This is a genomic window from Pseudomonas sp. RA_15y_Pfl2_54 (genome assembly GCF_963971015.1).
In the GTDB taxonomy this organism is placed as follows: domain Bacteria; phylum Pseudomonadota; class Gammaproteobacteria; order Pseudomonadales; family Pseudomonadaceae; genus Aquipseudomonas; species Aquipseudomonas baetica_A.
Genome location: NZ_CAXAPN010000002.1, coordinates 254,938 through 276,583, shown reverse-complemented (window position 1 = coordinate 276,583; position 21,646 = coordinate 254,938). Strand labels below are relative to the sequence as shown.

At 56.5% G+C, this 21,646-nt stretch carries 25 protein-coding genes; 15 read left to right on the top strand and 10 right to left on the bottom strand.

Annotated elements, in window-relative coordinates:
- Positions 1-656 precede the first annotated feature (656 nt).
- Entirely contained in the window at positions 657-845 is a 189-nt protein-coding gene (locus AACY50_RS02850) for a hypothetical protein (RefSeq protein WP_339538122.1), read from the bottom strand.
- Positions 846-1,234: 389 nt separating this feature from the next.
- On the opposite strand from AACY50_RS02850, the gene AACY50_RS02845 reads away from it, so the two are divergent.
- The 6 genes from AACY50_RS02845 (at position 1,235) to AACY50_RS02820 (ending at position 5,258) form a co-directional block, all read left to right on the top strand.
- Positions 1,235-1,672 carry a GNAT family N-acetyltransferase gene (locus AACY50_RS02845; RefSeq protein WP_339538121.1) on the top strand — a complete coding sequence of 146 codons (438 nt, stop codon included), beginning with the start codon at positions 1,235-1,237 and terminating at the stop codon, positions 1,670-1,672.
- A 225-nt stretch (positions 1,673-1,897) separates the two neighbouring features.
- On the top strand, positions 1,898-2,458 hold the full coding sequence (locus tag AACY50_RS02840; RefSeq protein ID WP_339538120.1) for a hypothetical protein: 561 nt from the start codon (positions 1,898-1,900) through the stop codon (positions 2,456-2,458).
- A 97-nt stretch (positions 2,459-2,555) separates the two neighbouring features.
- Positions 2,556-3,068 (top strand): hypothetical protein, encoded by a 513-nt coding sequence (locus AACY50_RS02835; protein ID WP_339538119.1) that lies wholly within the window; start codon positions 2,556-2,558, stop codon positions 3,066-3,068.
- Positions 3,069-3,758: 690 nt separating this feature from the next.
- The gene (locus AACY50_RS02830; protein WP_339538117.1) at positions 3,759-4,244 is read left to right on the top strand and encodes an Hcp family type VI secretion system effector; all 486 of its coding nucleotides are present in this window, start codon (positions 3,759-3,761) and stop codon (positions 4,242-4,244) included.
- On the top strand, positions 4,241-4,960 hold the full coding sequence (locus AACY50_RS02825; protein ID WP_339464120.1) for a DUF4225 domain-containing protein: 720 nt from the start codon (positions 4,241-4,243) through the stop codon (positions 4,958-4,960). The genes AACY50_RS02830 and AACY50_RS02825 overlap by 4 nt, the downstream gene beginning before the upstream one ends.
- The gene (locus tag AACY50_RS02820) at positions 4,953-5,258 is read left to right on the top strand and encodes a hypothetical protein (RefSeq protein ID WP_339464119.1); all 306 of its coding nucleotides are present in this window, start codon (positions 4,953-4,955) and stop codon (positions 5,256-5,258) included. Before AACY50_RS02825 ends, AACY50_RS02820 begins: the two co-directional genes overlap by 8 nt.
- Before the next feature lie 226 nt (positions 5,259-5,484).
- Here AACY50_RS02820 and AACY50_RS02815 read toward each other — a convergent pair whose 3' ends face one another.
- Positions 5,485-6,906, bottom strand: coding sequence for an amino acid permease (locus AACY50_RS02815; RefSeq protein ID WP_339464118.1), 1,422 nt, complete (start codon positions 6,904-6,906; stop codon positions 5,485-5,487).
- 893 nt (positions 6,907-7,799) lie between these two features.
- Between AACY50_RS02815 and AACY50_RS02810 the strand changes: the two genes are divergently transcribed.
- Together AACY50_RS02810 and AACY50_RS02805 are read left to right on the top strand one after the other, a co-directional pair.
- Positions 7,800-7,937 carry a hypothetical protein gene (locus AACY50_RS02810; RefSeq protein ID WP_003222780.1) on the top strand — a complete coding sequence of 46 codons (138 nt, stop codon included), beginning with the start codon at positions 7,800-7,802 and terminating at the stop codon, positions 7,935-7,937.
- A 71-nt stretch (positions 7,938-8,008) separates the two neighbouring features.
- Positions 8,009-8,974 (top strand): leucyl aminopeptidase, encoded by a 966-nt coding sequence (locus AACY50_RS02805; RefSeq protein ID WP_339432645.1) that lies wholly within the window; start codon positions 8,009-8,011, stop codon positions 8,972-8,974.
- 119 nt (positions 8,975-9,093) lie between these two features.
- On the opposite strand, the gene rluB is transcribed toward AACY50_RS02805, so the two are convergent.
- The 6 genes from rluB to AACY50_RS02775 all read right to left on the bottom strand — a co-directional run bounded on the left by rluB (position 9,094) and on the right by AACY50_RS02775 (position 14,007).
- The gene (gene rluB / locus AACY50_RS02800; protein ID WP_186550794.1) at positions 9,094-10,314 is read right to left on the bottom strand and encodes a 23S rRNA pseudouridine(2605) synthase RluB; all 1,221 of its coding nucleotides are present in this window, start codon (positions 10,312-10,314) and stop codon (positions 9,094-9,096) included.
- 143 nt (positions 10,315-10,457) lie between these two features.
- On the bottom strand, positions 10,458-10,649 hold the full coding sequence (locus AACY50_RS02795) for a DUF1289 domain-containing protein (RefSeq protein WP_339432646.1): 192 nt from the start codon (positions 10,647-10,649) through the stop codon (positions 10,458-10,460).
- A 46-nt stretch (positions 10,650-10,695) separates the two neighbouring features.
- Positions 10,696-11,667 (bottom strand): SMC-Scp complex subunit ScpB, encoded by a 972-nt coding sequence (gene scpB, locus AACY50_RS02790; protein WP_339495072.1) that lies wholly within the window; start codon positions 11,665-11,667, stop codon positions 10,696-10,698.
- 11 nt (positions 11,668-11,678) lie between these two features.
- Positions 11,679-12,377: a segregation and condensation protein A gene (locus AACY50_RS02785; protein WP_221732046.1), complete on the bottom strand. Its 699-nt coding sequence runs from the start codon at positions 12,375-12,377 to the stop codon at positions 11,679-11,681.
- Between the two features lie 123 nt (positions 12,378-12,500).
- Positions 12,501-13,130, bottom strand: coding sequence for an L-threonylcarbamoyladenylate synthase (locus AACY50_RS02780; RefSeq protein ID WP_221732024.1), 630 nt, complete (start codon positions 13,128-13,130; stop codon positions 12,501-12,503).
- Positions 13,131-13,143: 13 nt separating this feature from the next.
- Complete coding sequence (locus AACY50_RS02775; RefSeq protein WP_339495071.1) at positions 13,144-14,007, bottom strand: PHP domain-containing protein; 864 nt, start codon at positions 14,005-14,007, stop codon at positions 13,144-13,146.
- A gap of 87 nt (positions 14,008-14,094) precedes the next feature.
- Here AACY50_RS02775 and AACY50_RS02770 point away from each other — a divergent pair, with 87 nt between their 5' ends.
- The 6 genes from AACY50_RS02770 to AACY50_RS02745 all read left to right on the top strand — a co-directional run bounded on the left by AACY50_RS02770 (position 14,095) and on the right by AACY50_RS02745 (position 18,294).
- A complete protein-coding gene (locus tag AACY50_RS02770; protein WP_339432649.1) occupies positions 14,095-14,691 on the top strand; it encodes a septation protein A in 597 nt (198 codons plus the stop codon).
- A gap of 1 nt (position 14,692) precedes the next feature.
- The gene (locus AACY50_RS02765; protein WP_025110562.1) at positions 14,693-14,992 is read left to right on the top strand and encodes a YciI family protein; all 300 of its coding nucleotides are present in this window, start codon (positions 14,693-14,695) and stop codon (positions 14,990-14,992) included.
- A 112-nt stretch (positions 14,993-15,104) separates the two neighbouring features.
- The gene (locus AACY50_RS02760) at positions 15,105-15,515 is read left to right on the top strand and encodes a translation initiation factor 2 (protein WP_221732027.1); all 411 of its coding nucleotides are present in this window, start codon (positions 15,105-15,107) and stop codon (positions 15,513-15,515) included.
- Positions 15,516-15,522: 7 nt separating this feature from the next.
- Complete coding sequence (locus AACY50_RS02755; protein WP_339432650.1) at positions 15,523-16,200, top strand: response regulator transcription factor; 678 nt, start codon at positions 15,523-15,525, stop codon at positions 16,198-16,200.
- A gap of 125 nt (positions 16,201-16,325) precedes the next feature.
- Positions 16,326-16,775 (top strand): Spy/CpxP family protein refolding chaperone, encoded by a 450-nt coding sequence (locus AACY50_RS02750; protein ID WP_095187815.1) that lies wholly within the window; start codon positions 16,326-16,328, stop codon positions 16,773-16,775.
- Between the two features lie 178 nt (positions 16,776-16,953).
- Positions 16,954-18,294, top strand: a complete 1,341-nt coding sequence (locus AACY50_RS02745; RefSeq protein ID WP_339507588.1) for a sensor histidine kinase — start codon at positions 16,954-16,956, stop codon at positions 18,292-18,294.
- Positions 18,295-18,406: 112 nt separating this feature from the next.
- Here the strand turns inward: AACY50_RS02745 and AACY50_RS02740 are convergent, their stop codons facing one another.
- A complete protein-coding gene (locus tag AACY50_RS02740) occupies positions 18,407-18,973 on the bottom strand; it encodes a nitroreductase family protein (RefSeq protein ID WP_339432652.1) in 567 nt (188 codons plus the stop codon).
- Positions 18,974-19,094: 121 nt separating this feature from the next.
- Between AACY50_RS02740 and AACY50_RS02735 the strand changes: the two genes are divergently transcribed.
- On the top strand, positions 19,095-20,549 hold the full coding sequence (locus AACY50_RS02735) for a TrkH family potassium uptake protein (protein WP_339464114.1): 1,455 nt from the start codon (positions 19,095-19,097) through the stop codon (positions 20,547-20,549).
- Here the strand turns inward: AACY50_RS02735 and AACY50_RS02730 are convergent.
- Positions 20,506-21,567, bottom strand: a complete 1,062-nt coding sequence (locus tag AACY50_RS02730; RefSeq protein WP_339432654.1) for an AraC family transcriptional regulator — start codon at positions 21,565-21,567, stop codon at positions 20,506-20,508. The genes AACY50_RS02735 and AACY50_RS02730 overlap by 44 nt on opposite strands.
- Positions 21,568-21,646 lie beyond the last annotated feature (79 nt).

Below are 21,646 nucleotides of genomic sequence, written 5' to 3'. Positions count from 1 at the left end.
CTTGATCATCTTCACGACTTGCAGCTTGAAGCTGTCGTCGAATGTTCTGCGTTTGTCGGTCATGAAAAACTCCTCGATAGATGCATTTTCCACCTATCGGGGTGTCCGGGGAAATTAGACCACTACAATCCTGTAAGGCCGCCGCCCGAGCGGCCTCACTCCCCCCTTCGATCTTCCACCCCGCCTGCAAGACTTTGCCTGTTCCGGAGACTCTCAAACAAAGCTGTTTTCAGGCCCGCTCCGAAATGGGCGATAGCTGTGTTTTCGATTGCACCACCGCAGGCGCTCGCACGAAGAGAAATGCAATCGACAAAATCCAAAAAACGGGCTGAAAGCCTTGCTCCATATGGCTTGCACGCTTTCCATTCGCTCCCACCGCATGATGAATGCAACCCCAAAAAACAATCTGTTCACTTTCAGAAAACAAGGGGGCACCCTTATTGCAATTGGGTTTGGTGACCTGAAACGCCGTCAGGACTGGAGCGTTGCCAGTGCATTGGTTTTGCATTTCCTTGCAAAACCTTGCACAGAATGAAAAGAGCGATTGCCTGGGAAGCCCCGCAGCCAGCCTGGGCTAGAACCCTGATTGCACTACCTTGAGACTTGCACAAAAAAATCACACAGAACGCGTCGGCGGGAGGGGGATAAGTGCATTTTCATGCTGTTTTTTTTTCATGACTGGATTTTTTACTGAAGGTTTGAGGTTGCTTCACCATCCGTTCGCACTTGACCCGATCCGCAATTTGCATTGGATTTGACAAGCACGTTTCGAGGTTATGACCGGCAGAAACCGGCCAGGAGCGGTCAGTTGTCAGCACCGTGAACTGCCTCAGATAGCTGGTCATCGAAGTATTCCGTGTCATCACGGGGCTCTGAATCCAATCGCCGTTTGGCCTCGGCCAACATTTGAGGAAATGCGATTCGCTGGTTCAGAAAAGTAGCGACCATGAGATCTGACAGTTCTTTAAGAGGCGTGTCCCAGGCATCTCGACAATGCTGTAGTAACGTTGTCGGAGCCTCTCCTTTCCAAGGGCCAATGATGTTGGCTACTGTTGTCGGTTGGACCATTGGCATCAATTCGTACTGGTTGGAAAACGGGATTCTATCGACAGATCGCACGCAGTGCGAAGGGCCGCTTTGGGTCGATAGCTGCCGCTTGCGTGCGCACAGTCCGCACATCAAGATCCCTAGCAACTCAGAAGCTTCGTACCCAATCAGGGAGGACTGACCGCCAATGGAGATTCAACGGGTTACGCACATGCCGTCACAAATTGCTGCCCTTGAGAAAGAGGCTGTGGCAGAAGGTTTCAGATTTATCACCCGGCTGACTTCGGAATGGTATTCAGGCACTAATTGCTTCGATGCGCCAGGCGAATGCCTAATGGCAGCGTATCTAGACCGGCAACTGGTGGGCGTTGGAGGTCTGTCTGTTGATCCGTTCACGCATACCCGCACAGGAAGGCTGCGGCGTGTTTATGTGACTCCTGTGTCACGGGGGCAACAGATTGGCAGGCGACTGGTTAGCTCCTTGCTTGCCCACGCCGCTTTGCACTTTGAAAGTGTGCGTCTTTACACCGACACTTCTGAGGGAAGCACTTTTTACCTGCGCTGCGGCTTCACACGAACTCAAGACGCTCATGCGACTCACATCGTGCAGCTAAGAAGCCTCTGACTCTGGCAGCTATCGGCCAAAAGCAGACCATGGACACGCTGCTATTACGCCAGTAATGTGTGCCCAAGTCATGTCGTTTTTCCTCCTCGTCCCATGTCGCGTTTCTGGCGCAACACTCAAGTTAAACAGGGAGTTACGCATGCACAAGGAACGTTATCAGACACAATCGGCGGAAAACATTACGCCACTTGTGTCGTCTAATAATCATACGCAAGAGGATGTAGTTTGATAAATTTATTGATCGGGGGGATTCTCGGCCTAATTATTGCTGCGGTTGGTTTTGATATAATTCAAAGCCAAGATAGAAACTTAACGATTCAAACAGTAACTAACATCGTAATTGCCCTCGCTACTATGGTCGCTGTCGCAATTAACTATCTTTCCGTAAAAAATCAAAAAGAAAGTCGGCGCTGGGAGGTTAATAAAGACGCACTAATTAACGTTAGCACCACGTTATCCGACTTGATGTCACAAACCGGAAAGCTATCTGACAATGCATTTAACGGTGCGCAAGGCATTCCTGAAGAACACAAATTCACACCTGACAATTCTATATATTCAAAATTTGACAATTATCTAGCCCATACCGTTAGTGTTTATGGGGTACTGCTGAATAAAGATATAATTTCAGCCATAGAAAAATACAAAAAAACTGATTCGAATATTACAAATGCATACAACAATGATGAATATGATATTTTTCAGGCATATGACGCTTCCTATGCTGCCCAAGAAGAACTCATGAAAATATTAAATAAAAACATCAAAAAATACGCATCCATATAAACGTATGGCAACTGGTTCAAATCATTCGCTTCGCTCGCTGGGACTTGCTAAAGCAAGCCCCATAGCTTAATCGTTATACATTAATGAAGTAATTCGCATGTTCAAATTCAAGCGCAATGCCGTAGCAGGTGATACTTATGCCGTCTTGGGGTGGATTATTGCCTCAATAAGTTTGATTAGTTTCGCTCAACGACTTTTCAACATCGGTTTTGGCGTTATGGCAAGCAGCTTCTTTAGTTATTATCACAAGCTTGCACATGCTGTATTAGGGGCTCCTGCAGAGCTTTTTGGCATCAACTTGCCAAGCTCTCTAATTGACTTTTGGGCTCTATCGTTTGTCTGCGCTGGCGCCTACGTAAGAGCTAAAAATATCGAAGACGCTCGTGCCTTCCGGCATTTTCAACTGAAAAGACCATCAATAAAACTGAGAGTAACTGTCTTTTTAATATCCGGCTTTACTGGTCTTAGTCTTTTTATTCCACTGTCGGCAGCGTCCGTGTACACATATACGGATGGCGATATCACCCGAGACGCATTAAAAAATTTGCTTATAATTCTAACTATTGTCTTAGGGTTTTTTATTTTAAATGCATTCTCTCCATCGGCGTAAAGTGTATAACAATGCGCTCAAATCGTTCGCTTCGCTCCCTGGGACTGTCTAAAACCCGCCCCTTAGCTTAATCGCAGCGTCCGCAATTGGCCGATTTCTGCCTGTCGCCACCGTCAGTTTTGGGTTTTGGGCTTTGGGTCCAGACTGTGTGAAAACCTCCAGCACCTATTGAAACCTCGAAAACGGGTCAAGAAATCGCGCGCCTACATGAAATCCCGGCCTATGAGACTGTCGATAGATTTCAGATTTTGCGTAGAAGCGCAAACGTCAGTTTTGTCTTGAAGGGTTCACACAGCCTAGGGCGTTCTCTGCCCGTCGCCACCGTTTATTGTGCGGCCTGTGAACAGGGGGAACAGAACAGATACGGGATAGAAACGGGAAAAAACAACCTCAACCCTGGAGGCTCGAACATCAAGTAATGCCTACACCCCTCAATTTAAAAGGGCTTAACCGTCACTCCACAAAACCAGAATAAGTGATTGGAAATCACCAGCATGGAAAAGCGTCCGTATTCAGAGTGCGCAGGATACCGCGAAACAGATGCCGGGCCTGAGCGAGATACATGGACGAAGGCCTGCGCACAGGAGATAGCGCCAGCCAGCTGACACCAACATGCTTTTCAGAAACGCCCTACAGAACACCTCAAGTCCTTGTAATACAATTTCAGGTCGACTAAAGGAGTGTCAAAAAATGGCCAACCACGGATATATGTCCATCACCGGTAAAACTCAAGGTTTGCTTTCAGCGGGCTGCTCAAGTCCAGACTCTATTGGCAATAAATATCAGGCAGGACATACAGACGAAGTTATGGTGTTGTCTTATAGCCACAACATGGCCAATATCGGAAACATTAATAAGCCGACACACAGCCCTCTCATCATAACTAAAAACGTCGACAAATCCTCACCACTTCTCGCTCAAGCACTATCAACCAGAAAAAAAATAGACTGCACGATCAACTTTTATCGCGTGTCCTCCTTTGGCATACAGGAAAAGTTTTATTCCATCTCGATTACTGGCGGTGTTATTGCCGATCTGACGCTTGAGATGCCTCACTCTATTTTGCAAAACGATGCAGAGCCGCAGGAACACCTGGCTATTCGCTATAGGGAGATCACCTGGGTACACCACTCAGCTGGAACCAGCGGCCACAGCACCTGGGGAAACGAGGCGTGAAACCAATAAGTGAATGCAAACCCGGTAGTTGCGATTATTGGCTTGTCAGTGAAGCCGCAAGAAGACTTGGAAGCCAAGCCTGCACATTAGGTGCCAGGCACATTAAGGACGGCACGCTACGCTTGCAATTTGGTCGAGAGGTTTCTTACTACGCCAAAAGCATTGTTGATGCAGTTGCGCAGGGTGAAAAAAGTCCCGAGCAGGCTCTAAAGGATCTCAGGAATGAACAGAGCAGCCTTCTAAGCCAGTCATTGGAGGTTGCTCAAAAAGGCGTGGGAGCAATTGCTGGAGCGCTCCAATTTGCAGCAGGCGCGGGGATCTGTTACGGCTCCGCGGGCACACTTTGTCTACTCGCAGGTACCCCTTTGATGCTTCATGGGGCGAATAACGTATATGAGAATGGGCGAAATTTGTGGGAAGATCGCTCAGATACGCAGGGGCCAGTCAGAAAAGGTTACCAAGAGGCTGCAAAACTGGTAGGCACCGGAGAGCCTGAAGGAAATATGGCATATGGAGTCGTTGATTTAGGGCTTTCCGTATATGGAGTTGCCGGTCAAGTGTTAAAGCCTGATGCATGGCGATTGTTTGGATATGTACGAGCTGATTACGTACGCGGGTATGAAAAAGCAAGTAAATCAGCACTGTCTTTTGAGGCCATCTCAAACTCAATAACAATAAACTCAATATACAAGGAGAAAAAAAATAGTGATGAGTAGCCAACCACTTACAACAACACTATACTCACTTGTTTCTTTAGTAGCATTTTGGATTTTTTACTTAACAGCAAAAAAAATTTCAGGACCCAATCTTAAACCCGGAATGTTTTGGTTCTTTTTTGCATTACTCATGCTTTGGGGGGCAATACAACTTAACGTTGCTCGCTATGGCTACATCTTATTCATCCCTTCATCCAAAGACACTATTGAAAACAACTACATGATTCGATGGATTGCCTTTGCAAGCGCCATACTTCAAACGCTTTGCACGCCAAGCAAAGAAAATAAAAAACACTGATTCTCAAGTAGTTACATTAGAGACTAATCAATCTCGTCGATCATAATTCGACAACGCTCAGGCACCACCAGTGACAATCCATACCAAGAGACCAAGACCTGCCAGAAACACAGCCCCCCTCATTGGACCAGCCGCAGCGCTCCCACAGGATCTGGTTTCACTTCAGAGCCACACTTCCAAACGACAAACCCGGCACTTGGCCGGGTTTGTCGCCTCTGCGTCTTGCTTACTTTGCGACAGAACCCGCCGCGTGCAGCGCCTGCTGCGCACCGCGTTTGTTCTTGATCACATAGCAGACCCACATGAACACGACCCACACCGGAATCGCGTACACCGAGATCTGGATACCCGGGATCAGCAGCATCACGCCGAGGATGAACGCGACGAACGCCAGGCAGATGTAGTTGCCGTACGGATACCACAGTGCCTTGAACAGCGGCGTTTGCTTCGTCTTGTTCATGTGCTGACGGAACTTGAAGTGCGAGAAGCTGATCATTGCCCAGTTGATCACCAGCGTTGCCACAACGAGCGACATCAGCAGTTCCAGCGCATGCTGCGGGATCAGGTAGTTGAGCAACACCGCCACCAGCGTCACCGCCGCCGAGGCCAGGATCGAACGCACTGGCACGCCGCGCTTGTCGATCTTCGCCAGGGCTTTGGGCGCATCACCCTGCTCGGCCATGCCCAGGAGCATGCGGCTGTTGCAGTAGGTACCACTGTTGTAAACCGACAGCGCAGCGGTCAGCACGACAAAATTGAGGATGTGGGCGGCGGTGTTGCTGCCGAGCATCGAGAACACTTGTACGAACGGGCTTCCACTGTAGGAATCGCCGTTTGCGTTGAGGGTTTCCAGCAGGCTGTCCCACGGGGTCAGCGACAGCAGGATCACCAGAGCGCCGATGTAGAAAATCAGGATCCGGTAGATCACTTGGTTGATTGCTTTCGGGATCACGGTTTTCGGTTTATCGGCCTCGGCTGCGGTGAAACCGAGCATTTCCAGGCCGCCAAACGAGAACATGATGATCGCCATGGCCATCACCAGACCACTGACACCGTTGGCAAAGAAACCACCGTGGGACCACAGGTTGCTGACCGAGGCTTGCGGGCCGCCATTACCGCTGACCAGCAGGTAGCTGCCCAACGCAATCATGCCGACGATCGCCACGACCTTGATGATCGCGAACCAGAATTCGGCCTCCCCGAATACTTTGACGTTGGCCAGGTTGATGGCGTTGATCAGCACAAAGAATGCAGCAGCAGAAACCCACGTCGGGATGTCGGGCGCCCAGTAGTGGATGTACTTGCCGACCGCCGTCAGCTCCGACATGCCCACCAGAATGTACAGAATCCAGCAGTTCCAGCCCGACAGGAAACCGGCGAAACCGCCCCAGTATTTATGCGCGAAATGGCTGAAGGAACCGGCCACCGGCTCTTCGACAATCATCTCGCCAAGCTGGCGCATGATCATGAAGGCGATGAAGCCGCAGATGGCGTAGCCGAGGATCATCGACGGCCCGGCGGATTTCAGCACCCCGGCCGAGCCGAGGAACAATCCGGTACCGATCGCGCCACCGAGGGCGATCAGTTGAATGTGGCGATTTTTCAGGCCGCGTTTCAGCTCGCCTGATTGTGAGGGTTGTCCACTCATGAAAAAGGTCTCACGCAAGGTTTGATGATGTTCAGTAGACGTTGCTGCAAGGTTGCGATTTCAAGCAGCCCCGATCAAACCCCAGCGCAGGCACCAGGAGTTCAGCTTTTTTACAACGGTCATGCGTCACCTGTTTGTTTTTATCTGTGACGAAATCGAACCCGACACGCTTGTGACGCGGCGGAGTGAACAAGGCAGATAGCCTTGAGATTTGCGCGATTACGCAGAGGGTCACAGTTAAAACGCGGCGCATTGTACACCGCTAACCCCCTGCTGCCAGACTCCGCTGGATCAGCGTGTCGGTTGCCGGGATTGCACGTGTCCGCCTCGAGTCGCAAGGGCGGCTGCAAAAAATGAGTCAGGCCGTTGCAGGCCATCGACGGGGACGAGTGGAAAACCGTCCCACGGTGAGAGGTGGAAATCAGTCACGGCGTTCATTGCGCCTCCTTGTTGTTATGCGCCTGCACGACAGGCATGGAGCGCATCTCACCCTTCAAACGCCGCTGAAACAAGCGGGCCAGAGCCTTGTGCAACACCTGACCGGGCAACGTCCGGCAGCTTTTCCTTACACGAGCGACGTGGGGGGACTTTCACTGGGTTTGGGCGCCCTTTTCGTAAATATTTCCTTACAAGGCGTAACGTAAAATTTCCAATTCAGACAATTCCGTAGGTCGCCTGCAAATTGACGGTGGCTCGCTCACTCTTGAAAAAAGCCATCTAGTTTTTTGTTTTGAAATAAGAAAAACCTCATTCAAAAACAGAATAAAAAGTTTATTTAAAAATTAAATAGATGATTTTTTGCATTACAAAAAACCCTGAACTAGGTTCTTCACGTCTTGTCGGCCAACTTGACCGGCCAGTCACAACCATGTAAGTCATCTAGGAGATCGACCATGCAAGCACTGGAAAAAGACTTGGATACCGAACTGCAACTGGACGAATGGTTTGAAGCCCCCACTCACGAAGCGGCCGTGGAAATGATGCAAGCCGACGCGGTCGTGCCGTTCGGCACGGCGATGTGGCCTCTGTAACACATCATTGGGCAGACACGATCCGGCCGATCGTGCCTGCCGCTTTTTTCACGGTCAGTCAGGGAGGACTCATGGATAAGCCACGCGCGATCTCGCATTTCCTTTACTACCTCGAACATCACCCGGCCCTCGCCGACCTCGACTCGGCGCAGATTCTGCTCGGGCACACTGCCGATTACCAAGCCCTCACCGGCGCCATCGCCGAACAGGCCGGCGAACATTCACGCTTCAGGTTCAGCGCCCGACGTCTGGACCTGGAAAGTAGCGCAGCGCTGAGTTCGGCGATTGCCGACAGCGATCTGTACATTTTCTTCTACGACTCTTCCACCCTGCCCAACCCGCGCCCCGACGGTCCGGAGTTTGTTCGCGCCCTGCAAGCGGTGATGGCGCAGAACTGGAAGAAGTCGCTGCTGTTCAAGGATTACGGCGATTATTTCTACGACACATTCAGTGTCACGCCACGGCGCATTGCCGGGCTCAATAGCCACTTGATCCAACGCATGTCCCAAGCGACGACGCTGAGTTTCAAAGACGATGAAGGCTCATGGTTCGAAGCGCCCATGAGCAGTATCAAGAAGTGGACCGACATCAACGGCGTCGGCAACTTCGATCTGGCGCCTGGCGAGATCGCCACCCACAGCGAAGCCATTAACGGTCATGTGAAGTTCAAGGGCACCTTCCTCAGCACCATTCCGTTTGCGCGCAAGTACGGGGTACTGGAATCACCGCTGGAACTGTGGATCGAGAATTCGACCATCAGCCGCATCGCCACCGATGTGCCGGGGCTGGAGCATGATTTCAACAAGTACCTGGACGCGAACCCGTCGAACCGGCGCATCGAGGAGCTGGGGATTGGCACCAACGAAGGCGTGAAAACACTGTATGCGCGCAATGCCGGGTTTGAAGAACGGCATTGTGGATTGCACCTTGGGCTTGGGGGTGGAGCCAAGGGCAGTCATCACCTGGACCTGATCTTCTCCGGTGGCGTGTTGGCGCTGGATGACAAGCCAGTGTTTGATGGACGGTTTGTGTTTTAGCCTGAAATTGATGGCACTGCTAGCGGTCTCTTCGCGGGGCAGGCACCACAACACTTTCGCCAGACAAAAAAAAACGCCAACCCTGCGGTTGGCGTTTTTCATTCAGGCGCTAAACCCGGTCACTCAGGCTTCTTGCGCCCGAAACCCGGACGCTGGCCAGAGCCGGCCGGTGCGCCGCGACGCTTGCCCGACGGCTTGTCACCGTCGACCAGTTTGATCCCTGGGCGCTTCGGCGCAGGCTTGGCCGGACGCTTGTTGGTGGTGTCCGCCGGACGATCCGCTACCGGTGTACCGCGACCGGCCGGTGCGCCACGCTCACCACGCTCGGTGCGACCGTTGGCCGGACGCGGAGCGCGCTCGCCGTCACGGGCGACTGGCTTGCGCCCCGGACGCTCGCCTTCGATCTGCGGCTCGCGGCCTGGACGCGGGCCGGTCGGCGCGCCAGCGGCTGGACGCAGGGTACGCACGCGCTCGGTCTTGGCCATCGGCCGCGACGATTTGCGCTGCATGCGTTCCAGCTTGTCTTTGCTCTTGGCATTGAGCTGCGGCATCGCTACCGGCGTCAGACCCACTTCAGCACTCAGAATGTCGACTTCGTACTGGCTCATTTCGCGCCAGCGGCCCATCGGCAGGTCGGAGTTGAGGAACACCGGGCCGAAACGCACGCGCTTCAGACGGCTGACCACCAGACCTTGCGATTCCCACAGACGACGAACCTCACGGTTACGACCTTCCATCACCACGCAGTGATACCAGTGGTTGAAGCCTTCGCCGCCTGGTGCCTGCTTGATGTCGGTGAACTTGGCAGGACCGTCTTCCAGCACCACGCCGGCCTTCAGGCGCTCGATCATTTCGTCATCGACTTCACCGCGTACACGCACGGCGTACTCACGGTCCATCTCATAGGATGGGTGCATCAGGCGGTTGGCCAGCTCACCGTCGGTGGTGAACATCAGCAGCCCGGTGGTGTTGATGTCGAGACGACCGATATTGATCCAGCGACCTTCTTTCGGACGCGGCAGCTTGTCGAACACGGTCGGACGGCCTTCCGGGTCGTCACGAGTGCAGATCTCGCCATCGGGTTTGTTGTACATGATCACGCGGCGTACCGATTCGGCAGCCTCTTCACGCTTGATCACCTTGCCATCAATGGTGATGGCGTCGTGCATGTCGACGCGCAGGCCGAGGGTGGCGTCTTTACCATTGACCTTGATCCGGCCCTGGCTGATCCAGGCTTCCACGTCACGGCGCGAGCCGACGCCGATACGGGCGAGGACTTTCTGCAGCTTTTCGCCTGCTGGGCCGATTTCCTGGTCGTCTTTCTGATTGATGTCACTCATCTGGGCACCTCCCGGTGTGGTCTGTTCAGGCGGCGCCTGAAGCATTGAAATCTGGGTACTTTGCCGAAGGGATCGGCGAAGGGTCGCGAATCATACGCGGATGTGGGCCATCGCGCATCAGAGACTAGCTGATCAATGCACAGTTATTTCTTTTTCCGCCGACCGGCTCCGCCAAGCTTGATCAGCCGCAGCGCGGCTTCGGCCAGGACAGCGCGTTTGTCGTCCTTGTCGAGTTTCTTCCAGGCTTTGATTTCGCGCTTGCTGCGACCGCACCCCTGACAAACATCATCGGTGAACTTGCAGAGGCTGATGCACGGGTCTTTGGTTGAGCTCATCAATCTCTCCTGGCTGAACATAGAGCCAATGGGGGAGCGGCCGTGTTCAATCCTCAAATTCGCGGCGTTCGGCTTCGATGGCTTCAGCCAGGGCTCGGGCTTCGGCTTCCTCTTCGCTCAACTCGGGTGGCGGTGCGCACTGCTCAAGGGCTGCAACGGCAGCAAGAAGTTTTTCCCGTGCTTGCGCAACACCCAGCACGTCCTCTTCAGGTTCGGCTTCAGGCTCGGCTTCAAGTTCAACCTCGATAACCGGCTCGGTGATTTGCGTCTCAGGCTCAACCGGCGGCGCTTCGAAATCGGCGCCATCACGCAACAAATCATCGAAATCGGTCTTGATCCCCTCCTCCATACCGTCCAGCTCCAGCAGCAAGGTGTGGAAACTGGTTTCCTCCTTCTCCTCTTCGGGCTCGGCACTGGCGTCGGCCAGCTCCTGCAAACCCTGAGGCACTGGCGCGTCGTCAAAATCGAGTACCGGGTCGGCCTCCATCTCGCGCAGTTCGGCCAGCGGCGGCAAGTCTTCGAGGTTTTTCAGATTGAAGTGATCGAGAAACGCCTTGGTAGTGGCGAACATCGCCGGTTTGCCCGGCACGTCGCGGTAACCGACGATGCGGATCCACTCGCGTTCGATCAGGGTTTTGACGATGTTGCTGTTGACCGCCACACCGCGCACATCCTCGATCTCGCCCCGGGTGATCGGCTGGCGATAGGCAATCAGCGCGATGGTTTCCAGCAAGGCACGGGAATAACGCTGCGGGCGCTCCTCCCACAGACGGCCAACCCATGGCGAAAACTTCTCGCGGATCTGCAAGCGATAGCCCGAGGAGACTTCTTTGAGTTCGAAGGCTCGGCCATCGCAGGACTTGGCGAGCAACGCCAGGGCTTTCTTGAAGACCGGCGGCTCGGGCCGTTCGCCGTCTTCGAACAGTTCGTAGAGACGTTCAAGCGATTGCGGCTTTCCCGAGGCCAGCAGAAAGGCTTCAAGCAGGGGGGCCAGCTCGCGGGGTTCAGTCAGGTTCATGTTCGGACTCGTTATTCGGCTCGGGCTCGCACGTGGATCGCGGCGAACGGCTCATTCTGCACCAGCTCGACCAAGGATTCCTTGACCAGTTCAAGGATCGCCATAAAGGTCACCACCACACCGAGGCGACCCTCTTCGGCGGTGAACAGCTCGACAAACGGCACAAAACCGCCGCCCTTGAGCCGCTCAAGCACATCACTCATGCGTTCGCGGGTCGACAGGGCCTCGCGGCTGACCTGATGGCTTTCAAACATGTCGCCACGGCGCAAGACTTCGGCCATGCACATGAGAATTTCTTCCAGCGCCACATCAGGCAACAGCTTGCGCGCCCGAGCCTGCGGGGCGTCGAGCTTGGGCACCACAACATCACGGCCAACCCGGCTCAAGCCGTCGATGCCTTCGGCGGCAGCCTTGAAGCGCTCGTACTCCTGCAAGCGGCGGATCAGTTCGGCACGCGGATCGTCTTCTTCGTCTTCGACGGTCTCGGCCCGTGGCAGGAGCATGCGCGACTTGATCTCGGCGAGCATCGCGGCCATCACCAGATACTCGGCGGCCAGTTCCAGGCGCACCGACTGCATCAGCTCGACATAGCCCATGTACTGCCGGGTGATTTCCGCCACCGGGATGTCGAGGATGTTGATGTTCTGTTTGCGGATCAGGTACAGCAGCAGGTCGAGTGGGCCTTCAAAGGCTTCAAGGAACACTTCCAGCGCATCTGGCGGGATGTAAAGGTCCAGCGGCATTTCCATGACCGCCTGGCCATAGACCATCGCAAACGGCAGCTCCTGCTGGGCGCCGGCCTGGGGATCGACAACGGTTTGCACTGCGGACATTCAGGCCTCGACCATGAACGGCGCGGGGTCGCCGCAACCGACGCGGATCACTTCCGGATCGTCGCCGGTCAGGTCGATCACGGTGGAGGCCTTGATGCCGCCGAAACCACCGTCGATGATCAGGTCCACTTGATGTTCGAGTAACTGGCGCATTTCGTAAGGATCGCTGAGCGGATCTTCATCGCCCGGCATGATCAGGGTCACGCTCATCAACGGCTCGCCCAGTTCGGCCAGCAGTGCCAACGCAATCGGTTGGCTCGGTACGCGCAGGCCGATGGTGCGTTTCTTCGGATGCAGCAGCAGCCGGGGCACTTCCCGGGTGGCGTTGAGAATAAAGGTGTAGGGGCCCGGCAGGTGCGCCTTGAGAATACGGAAAATGCCAGTGTCGATCTTGGCATAGTTGCCCAATTGCGACAGATCGCTGCAGATCAGTGCGAAGTTGTGCTTTTCGTCAAGCTGGCGCAGGCGTCGAACGCGCTCAATGGCGGTTTTGTCGCCAATTCGGCAACCGATCGCGTAGGAAGAATCCGTGGGATAAATCACCACCCCGCCTTTGCGGATGATCTCGACCGCCTGTTTGATCAGGCGCGCTTGCGGGTTTTCCGGATGTATCTGGAAAAATTGACTCACATTCTCTACCTGTTCAGACGGCGGCAATAACTGTGTCATGTTTGAACCGACACCACAGGGGTGGAAGGTCCTCGGGAACCGGCCGGTACTGGCCGATCTCGGACCAGCCACCAGGGCCATGGAAGTCACTGCCAGCGCTGACCAGCAGACCGAACTCACGGGCAAGGATTGCCAGGCTGCCCACCTGTTCCGCAGGCTGATGGCCATTGACCACCTCGATCGCATGCCCGCCTGCTTGAATATAGTCGGCAATCAGCTTTCGGCGCTTGCTGCGGGTGAAATCGTAGTGCCACGGATGCGCCAGGCTGACCCAGGCATTGGCGGCGCGCAACGTGTCGACAGTGTCTTCCAGCGTCGGCCAGTGCAACTTGACGTCACCCAACTTGCCAGCGCCGAGCCACTTGCGAAATGCTTCGGCGCGATCCTTTACAAACCCTTCACGAACCATCCAGTCAGCAAAATGCGGACGAGCCGGCGCGTTACCGCTATCGCCCAGCTCCTGCTGGATCTGTCGGGCGCCATCGAGGGCGCCAGGCATCCCCTTGAGCGCGAGCTTGCGGCTTATTTCTTCCGACCGCAGCCAGCGGCCATCGTGCAATTTGGCGATGGCCTCGACCAGTGGAGCGGCGTTGACGTCGAAACCGTAGCCCAACACATGGATGGTCGCGCCGCCCCAGGTGCAGGAGAGTTCGACGCCGTTGACCAGTTGCATGCCCAATTCATTGGCGGCCGCGCGCGCTTCGGCGAGGCCTTCAAGGGTGTCGTGGTCGGTCAACGCCAGGACTCGCACGCCGTTTTCGAACGCACGTGCAACCAGAACCGCTGGCGCCAATGCGCCATCGGAGGCCGTGCTATGGCAGTGCAAATCAACATTCACGGGGAGTTGTAACCTCAAATCAGCTGGCGCTATCGCGCGCCCATATGTTTGTTATTATGCCGCCACATCCAGCTTCTGGCTCTCACTGTGAAACAATTCATCGATTTCATCCCGCTTCTGCTGTTCTTCATCGTTTACAAACTCGATCCGCGGGTCGTCGACCTCGCTGGCCATGAAGTGACTGTAGGCGGTATTTACAGCGCCACCGCCATGCTGATCATCAGCTCCCTGGTGGTATACGGTGTGCTTTTCATCAAACAGCGCAAGCTGGAAAAGAGCCAATGGCTGACCCTGATCGCCTGCCTCGTGTTCGGCAGCCTGACCCTGGCCTTCCACAGCGAAACCGTCCTCAAATGGAAAGCCCCGGTGGTCAACTGGCTGTTCGCCGCGGCCTTCATCGGTAGCCATTTCATCGGCGACCGTTTGCTGATCAAACGCATCATGGGTCACGCGCTGACCTTGCCGGAACCGATCTGGACCCGCCTGAACATCGCATGGATCGTCTTTTTACTGTTCTGCGGGGCCGCCAACCTGTTCGTCGCCTTTACCTTCCAGAGCATCTGGGTGGACTTCAAGGTGTTCGGCAGCCTGGGCATGACCTTGGTGTTCCTGCTCGCACAATTTATTTACCTGTCCCGTCATATGCACGACGCCGATACCAAAACACCAAAAACCGAGGACTGACATGCTCTACGCAATCATTGCCACCGACGTCGCCAACTCTCTTGAAGCTCGCCTGGCCGCGCGCCCTGCACACCTGGAGCGCCTGCAAGTGCTCAAGGGCGAAGGCCGTATCGTACTGGCCGGCCCGCACCCGGCCGTCGACAGCAATGATCCGGGCGCAGCGGGTTTCACCGGCAGCCTGATCGTCGCGGAATTCGACTCCCTGAGCGCCGCGCAAGCCTGGGCCGATGCCGATCCGTATATCGCCGCCGGCGTCTACGCCAGTGTGATCGTCAAGCCGTTCAAGCAAGTCCTCCCGTAGTTCTTCCCCCCCACGCGATGAACCTTGTCGGTTCATCGCGTTCTCAATCGCTCATTATTCTCGTTCGTCTGCCGACAACCTGCCCAATATCCATTTGGAAACAGGTGTCGCGATGCGCAAGGGTCCGTTGTGTCTGATGTGGGTCACGTTGTCGATCATGGCGCCCGCCCACGGTGAGGAAACCACCGAAGGCGGCAGCTCCACGCCATTGTCGTTAAGTGCTGGCAGCCAGATCACCGAGTTGCAACAGCGCCTCAAGGCCAGCGAGCAACAGCGAGAAATACTGAGCAAACAACTGCAAAATGCCGACAACGAACGCGAAAGCGCTCAGCTCGCCCGGTTGCGCCAGGAGAATCAGCGTCTCAAGCTGCAACTCAGGGAAGCCCAGGCCAGTCCGCTGCCGCGGATGCTGACCGAGCAGCAGCAGTGGTTCATTACGGGAGGTGGGGTAGCGCTATTGGCACTGCTCTGCGGTATCTTTGCCAGTGGTGCAAGCCGAAAACGTCGGCAATGGCTAAATTGAGTGAGTCATGAGCGAGCTGTTACTTATTGATGATGATCAGGAGCTGTGCGAGCTCCTGAGCAGTTGGCTGAGCCAGGAAGGCTTCCAGGTGCGTGCCTGCCACGATGGCCAGAGCGCCCGCAAGGCCTTGGCCGAAACCGCCCCGGCGGCGGTAGTGCTGGACGTGATGTTGCCCGATGGCAGCGGTCTGGAATTGCTCAAGCAACTGCGCAACGATCACGCTGATCTACCGGTCTTGATGCTCTCGGCAAGGGGCGAGCCGCTGGATCGCATCCTCGGCCTGGAACTGGGCGCCGACGATTACCTGGCCAAACCCTGCGATCCGCGCGAACTGACTGCCCGCTTGCGCGCCGTGTTGCGGCGCAGTCACCCGGCCGCCGTGTCGACTCAGCTTGAGCTGGGCGACCTGAGCTTTAGCCCGGTACGTGGCGTGGTCAGCATAGACGAGAAAGAACTGACCCTCACCGTCTCCGAAAGCCGCTTGCTCGAAGCCTTGCTCAAGCAGCCCGGTGAACCGCTGGACAAACAGGAACTGGCGCAACTGGCCCTCGGCCGCAAGCTGACCCTGTATGACCGCAGCCTCGACATGCACGTCAGCAACCTGCGCAGAAAGATCGGCCCGCACCCCGACGGCCGCCCGCGCATCGTGGCCCTGCGTAGCCGCGGTTATTACTACAGCCTGTAGGATTTGTCAGGTCAGCGCGAGAGCGTCTTTACCCAAGCTTTACGTAGCGCTGACCGCCGCTGACCTTGATCTCCGTAATCTGAACTCATCCGGAACGTACCGGGAACGAGACAAGGAGATACACCATGCGCAAGACTCTTATCGCTCTGATGTTCGCTGCCGCTCTGCCAACTGTCGCCATGGCCATGCCGCAAGACGGTGGCCCGATGGGTGGTCCGCTCGATGGCCCACGCCACGGCGGTCAGATGCACGGCATGCACGGCAAAGGCCCGTACAGCCAACTCGACCTGTCCCGCGAACAGCGCGAACAGATCCGCAAGATCATGGGCGAGCAGATGCACGAGCGTAAGCAAGTGGTCGACAAATACCTGGAAAAACTCTCGCCGGCTGACCAGAAAGCCATGAAAGACGAGATGGCGGCCAACCACAAGAAAGCCGAATCCGACGTCCGCGCCGTGTTGAAACCGGATCAACAGAAGAAATTCGACGAAATCCAGAAAAAACAAGCCGAACGTCGCGCAGAATGGGCTGAATTCAAGGCCTGGAAAGCGCAACAGCCGCAAAAGGCGCAATAATGCAGTAACCCACGATCCGACGGCCAACACCGTCGGGTCTGTTGCCACTCAATTCAAATGTGGGAGCGGGCTTGCTCGCGAAGAGGGATTATCAGTCGACATCCTCAGTGACTGATCCACCGTATTCGCGAGCAAGCCCGCTCCCACATGGGCATTGCGTCTGTTCTGAGGATTTTCTGTGCGTTCATTGTTCTGGCGTATTCTCGCGAGCTTCTGGCTGGCCATCGCTCTGGTTGCCGGGCTGTCCATTCTGCTGGGGCACATGCTCAATCAGGACGCGTGGATCCTCAGTCGTCATCCCGGGCTTAACACCCTCGCCGCTCAATGGACGCAGCGCTACGAAGCCCAAGGCGAAGACGCCGCCCAGAAGATCCTCGAACAACGCAAACGTCAGTACCACATCGACGTTCAGGTGCTGAACGAGACCGGCGACCCGGTAGTGCGCGGCACCTTCCCCCGCCGCGCGGCCGCTTTCGAAGCCCGGCAAAATAGCGATGACCGACGCCTGCCGTGGCGGCGTCTGACCGACGAATTCACCAGTGACAAAACCGGTGACACGTACCTGTTCATCTACCGTATTCCACACCCGGAACTCGATGCCTGGCACCGCGAAAGCCTGCTCTGGCCCCTGAGCGCGCTGGGTATCGCGCTGGTAGTGCTGACCCTGTTCAGCCTGTTGGTGACCTTCTCCATCACCCGTCCGCTCAGCCGTTTGCGCGTCGCGGTACACGATCTGGGGCAGACCACCTATCAACAGAACAGCCTTGCCAAACTGGCCAACCGTCGTGACGAGTTCGGCGTACTCGCCAATGACTTCAACCGCATGGGCGCCCGCCTGCAAAGCTTGATCGGCAGCCAGCGCCAATTGCTGCGCGATGTGTCCCACGAACTGCGCTCACCGCTGGCACGGCTACGCATTGCGCTGGCACTGGCTGAGCGGGCCAATCCTGAAGAACGGGAAAAACTCTGGCCACGCCTGACCCGCGAGTGTGATCGGCTGGAAGCGTTGATCAGTGAAATCCTGGTACTGGCGCGGGTCGATGCCGACAACGCCAGCGCTGAAGACGTCGACCTGAATGCTCTGCTTGGCGCCCTGCACAAAGATGCGCAACTCAGCTCGCCAGAGCAGGCCGTACGCCTTGACGCCGAACCACAACTCCACCTCAAAGGTTGGCCAACCATGATCGAACGCGCCGTCGATAACCTGCTGCGTAACGCGCAACGGTTCAACCCGGAGGGTCAGCCGATCGAGATCCAGGCCTCGCGTCAGGGCGAGCGGATGGTGGTGAGTGTGCGTGATCACGGGCCGGGGGTGCAGGCCGAGCATTTGACTCAATTGGGTGAGCCATTTTATCGAGCGCCGGGGCAGACGGCGGCGGGACATGGATTAGGGTTGGCGATTGCCAAACGTGCAGCGGAGCGCCATGGCGGGAATCTGACCCTGGCCAACCATCCTGAGGGCGGGTTTATTGCCAGTCTGGAATTGCCGTTGGTGCCGGGAGCCGTGGTGCAACCCTGATCAAAACGGTGGAAGCGGGCGTGCTCGCGAAGGCGTCAGGCCATTCAACAACGATGTTGAATGACACACCGCTTTCGCGAGCAAGCCCGCTCACCTATTGGCGTTCGGGGTATCAGGCCTTGCCCGGCCAGGCGCTGACAAACTGCGCCAGATCAACCTTCTCCGCTACACGCGGCTCTTTCTGCGGCGTGCCAAGGTACAGGAACGCGATCACCTCTTCCCCCTCAGCCAGACCCAGGCCTTGGGCGACGTGTTTCGAATACGCCAGATCGCCCGTACGCCACACCGCACCAATCCCCTGCGCGTAAGCCGCCAGCAAAATCCCGTGAGCCGCGCACCCCGCCGCCAGCATCTGCTCGGCCTTGGGATACTTGATGTGCGCCTGCAACTTCGCGATCACCACAACCACCAGCGGCGCACGCAGCGGGCCATTGCGCGCCTTGTCGATCATCGCGTCAGTGACTTCGCCTTCCTGCATTTGCGCAGCCTCGGCCAGCAACTCGCCCATCTGCTCGCGCGCCGGGCCTTCGACCGTCAAAAAGCGATACGGCTGCAAGTGCCCGTGATCCGGTGCACGCAGAGCGGCGCCAAACAGGGCTTCTCGCTGCTGCGCCGTCGGGGCCGGTTCGACCAGTCGTGGAACGGAAACACGGTTGAGCAAAGCGTCGAGAGCCTGCATTGGCCACCTCCTGAAAAAAATGTGCGGCTATTCTAGCTTCATCTGCCATCGGGATGCCGGTTTACATGCCCTGCCCCGCAGGTAGAATGGCGCCCTTCACACTACAGCCCGAGCGGACTTCATGGCGTTGCCGACCTTACGGATCATTGGTTTCATCATCGGCATCTTCCTGATCACGCTGGCCGTTGCCATGGTCGTGCCCATGGCCACCCTGATGATTTTCGAACGCACCAGCGACCTGCCGTCGTTCCTCTGGGCGAGCATGATCACCTTCGTCGCCGGCCTTGCGCTGGTGATTCCCGGCAGGCCGGAACACATTCATCTGCGCCCAAGGGACATGTACCTGCTGACCGTCAGCAGTTGGCTGGTGGTGTGCATCTTCGCTGCGCTGCCGTTTCTGCTGACGCAGCACATCAGCTATACCGACTCGTTTTTCGAAAGCATGTCCGGCATCACCGCCACCGGCGCGACCGTGCTTAGCGGTCTGGACACCATGTCTCCCGGCATCCTGATCTGGCGCTCACTGCTGCACTGGCTCGGCGGTATCGGTTTCATTGGTATGGCGGTAGCGATTCTGCCGCTGCTGCGCATCGGTGGCATGCGGCTGTTCCAGACCGAATCCTCGGACCGCTCGGAAAAGGTCATGCCCCGCTCGCACATGGTGGCGCGGTTGATCGTGGCCGCCTACGTCGGCATCACCGTTCTCGGTAGTCTGGCGTTATGGTGGGCCGGCATGAGCCCGTTCGATGCGATCAACCATGCCATGTCGGCGATCTCGACAGGCGGGTTCTCGACCTCCGATCAATCCCTGGCGAAATGGACGCAACCCGCCGTTCATTGGGTCGTGGTGGTGATCATGATCCTCGGCAGTCTGCCGTTCACGCTGTATGTGGCGACATTGCGCGGCAACCGCCGGGCACTGATCAAGGATCAGCAGGTGCAAGGTTTGCTCGGGATGTTGCTGGTGACCTGGCTGGTGCTCGCGACCTGGTACTGGTGGACCACCAACCTGCACTGGCTGGAAGCATTGCGGCATGTGGCGCTGAACGTGACGTCGGTGGTGACCACCACCGGTTTTGCCCTCGGCGACTACAGCCTGTGGGGCAATTTCTCGCTGATGCTGTTTTTCTATCTGGGTTTTGTCGGCGGTTGTTCCGGGTCGACGGCGGGCGGGATCAAGATTTTCCGTTTCCAGGTCGCCTACATTCTGCTCAAGGCCAACCTTAACCAGTTGATTCACCCGCGTGCGGTGATCAAGCAGAAGTACAACGGTCACCGCCTCGACGAAGAAATCGTGCGTTCGATTCTGACCTTTTCGTTCTTCTTCGCCATCACCATCTGCGTGATCGCCCTGCTGCTGTCGCTGCTGGGTGTCGACTGGATGACAGCGTTGACCGGCGCGGCCAGTACCGTGTCCGGCGTTGGCCCCGGCCTTGGCGAAACCATCGGCCCGGCGGGCAACTTTGCGACGCTGCCGGATGCGGCCAAGTGGATTCTTTCGTTCGGCATGCTGCTCGGCCGACTGGAGATCATCACGGTGTTTGTGCTGTGTATTCCGGCTTTTTGGCGTCACTGACCGCATTCGGCGCTTGCAACAGCCGCGCCCGGTAATCGCCGGGCGTGGTGTCGAACCAGCGGCGGAACGCGCGGAAGAAGTTGCTCGGATCGGCGAACCCCAACAGGTAGGCGATTTCCAGCAGGGTCATGCTCGGCTGCGCCAGATACTGCTCGGCCAGTTCGCGGCGGGTATCGTCGAGCAATTGCTGAAAACTCGTGCCCTCCTCCTGCAACCGACGCTGCAAAGTGCGCTGCGACAAGTGCAAGGTCTGTGCGACGGTATCGCGCTTGGGTTCGCCCTGAGGCAGCAAACGGCACAGCACCTGGCGCGCCTTGTGGGTCACGCGGCTTTCGGAAAAGCGTGCCAGATATTCCCCGGCAAACCGGTCGTGCAACAGCGCCATCGCCTCGTTGGCGGTGGGCAGTGGCGCCTCCATGTCGGCACGCTCGAAGATCAGCGCATCGTACGGCGCGTTGAACATCAGCGGCGCATGGAAGGCTTGTTTGTAGGGTTGCAGATCAGCCGGTTGATCGCCCTGCACCAGTACTTTGACCGGGTGCAGCGTGCGCCCGCTCAGCCAGCCACACAGGGCCAAGGCACAGGCCAGCGAAGCTTCGGCGCTTTGCCGGGTCGGCGGCAGATGATCGCCGTGCACGGTCAGAATCAGCGCATAACCGTCTTCAAGCAAACGAAAACTCAGGTCGGCACTTTCGGCGATGATGCGCTGATAACGCACCAATCGCTGAAAACCTTCGGCCAGGGTATTACTCGACATCAGCGCATAACCGGCGACATGAAACGAGGCCGGCCGCACCACTTTGCCCATGTTCAGGCCAATCGCCGGGTTACCGGACAGCTCGACTGCCCGTTGCCAGAGTCGAGTCATGGAATCTTGCGGGAAGCGCGCATCCGGATCATCCAGGGCGGTGTAATCAAGCCCCAGTTGCTTGAACAGAACCCGGCAATCCAGGCCGTCCATCTCCAATGCTTTGACAATCCCCATCGCCCAGCTTGCAGAAGTCGTTCGTTCGCTCATGGCGTTTTTCTTTTACATGATGGGCCGCCTGTTACGGCCTGATTTGCGAAGGATACTAAAGTGGCGCCGATTGTCACTG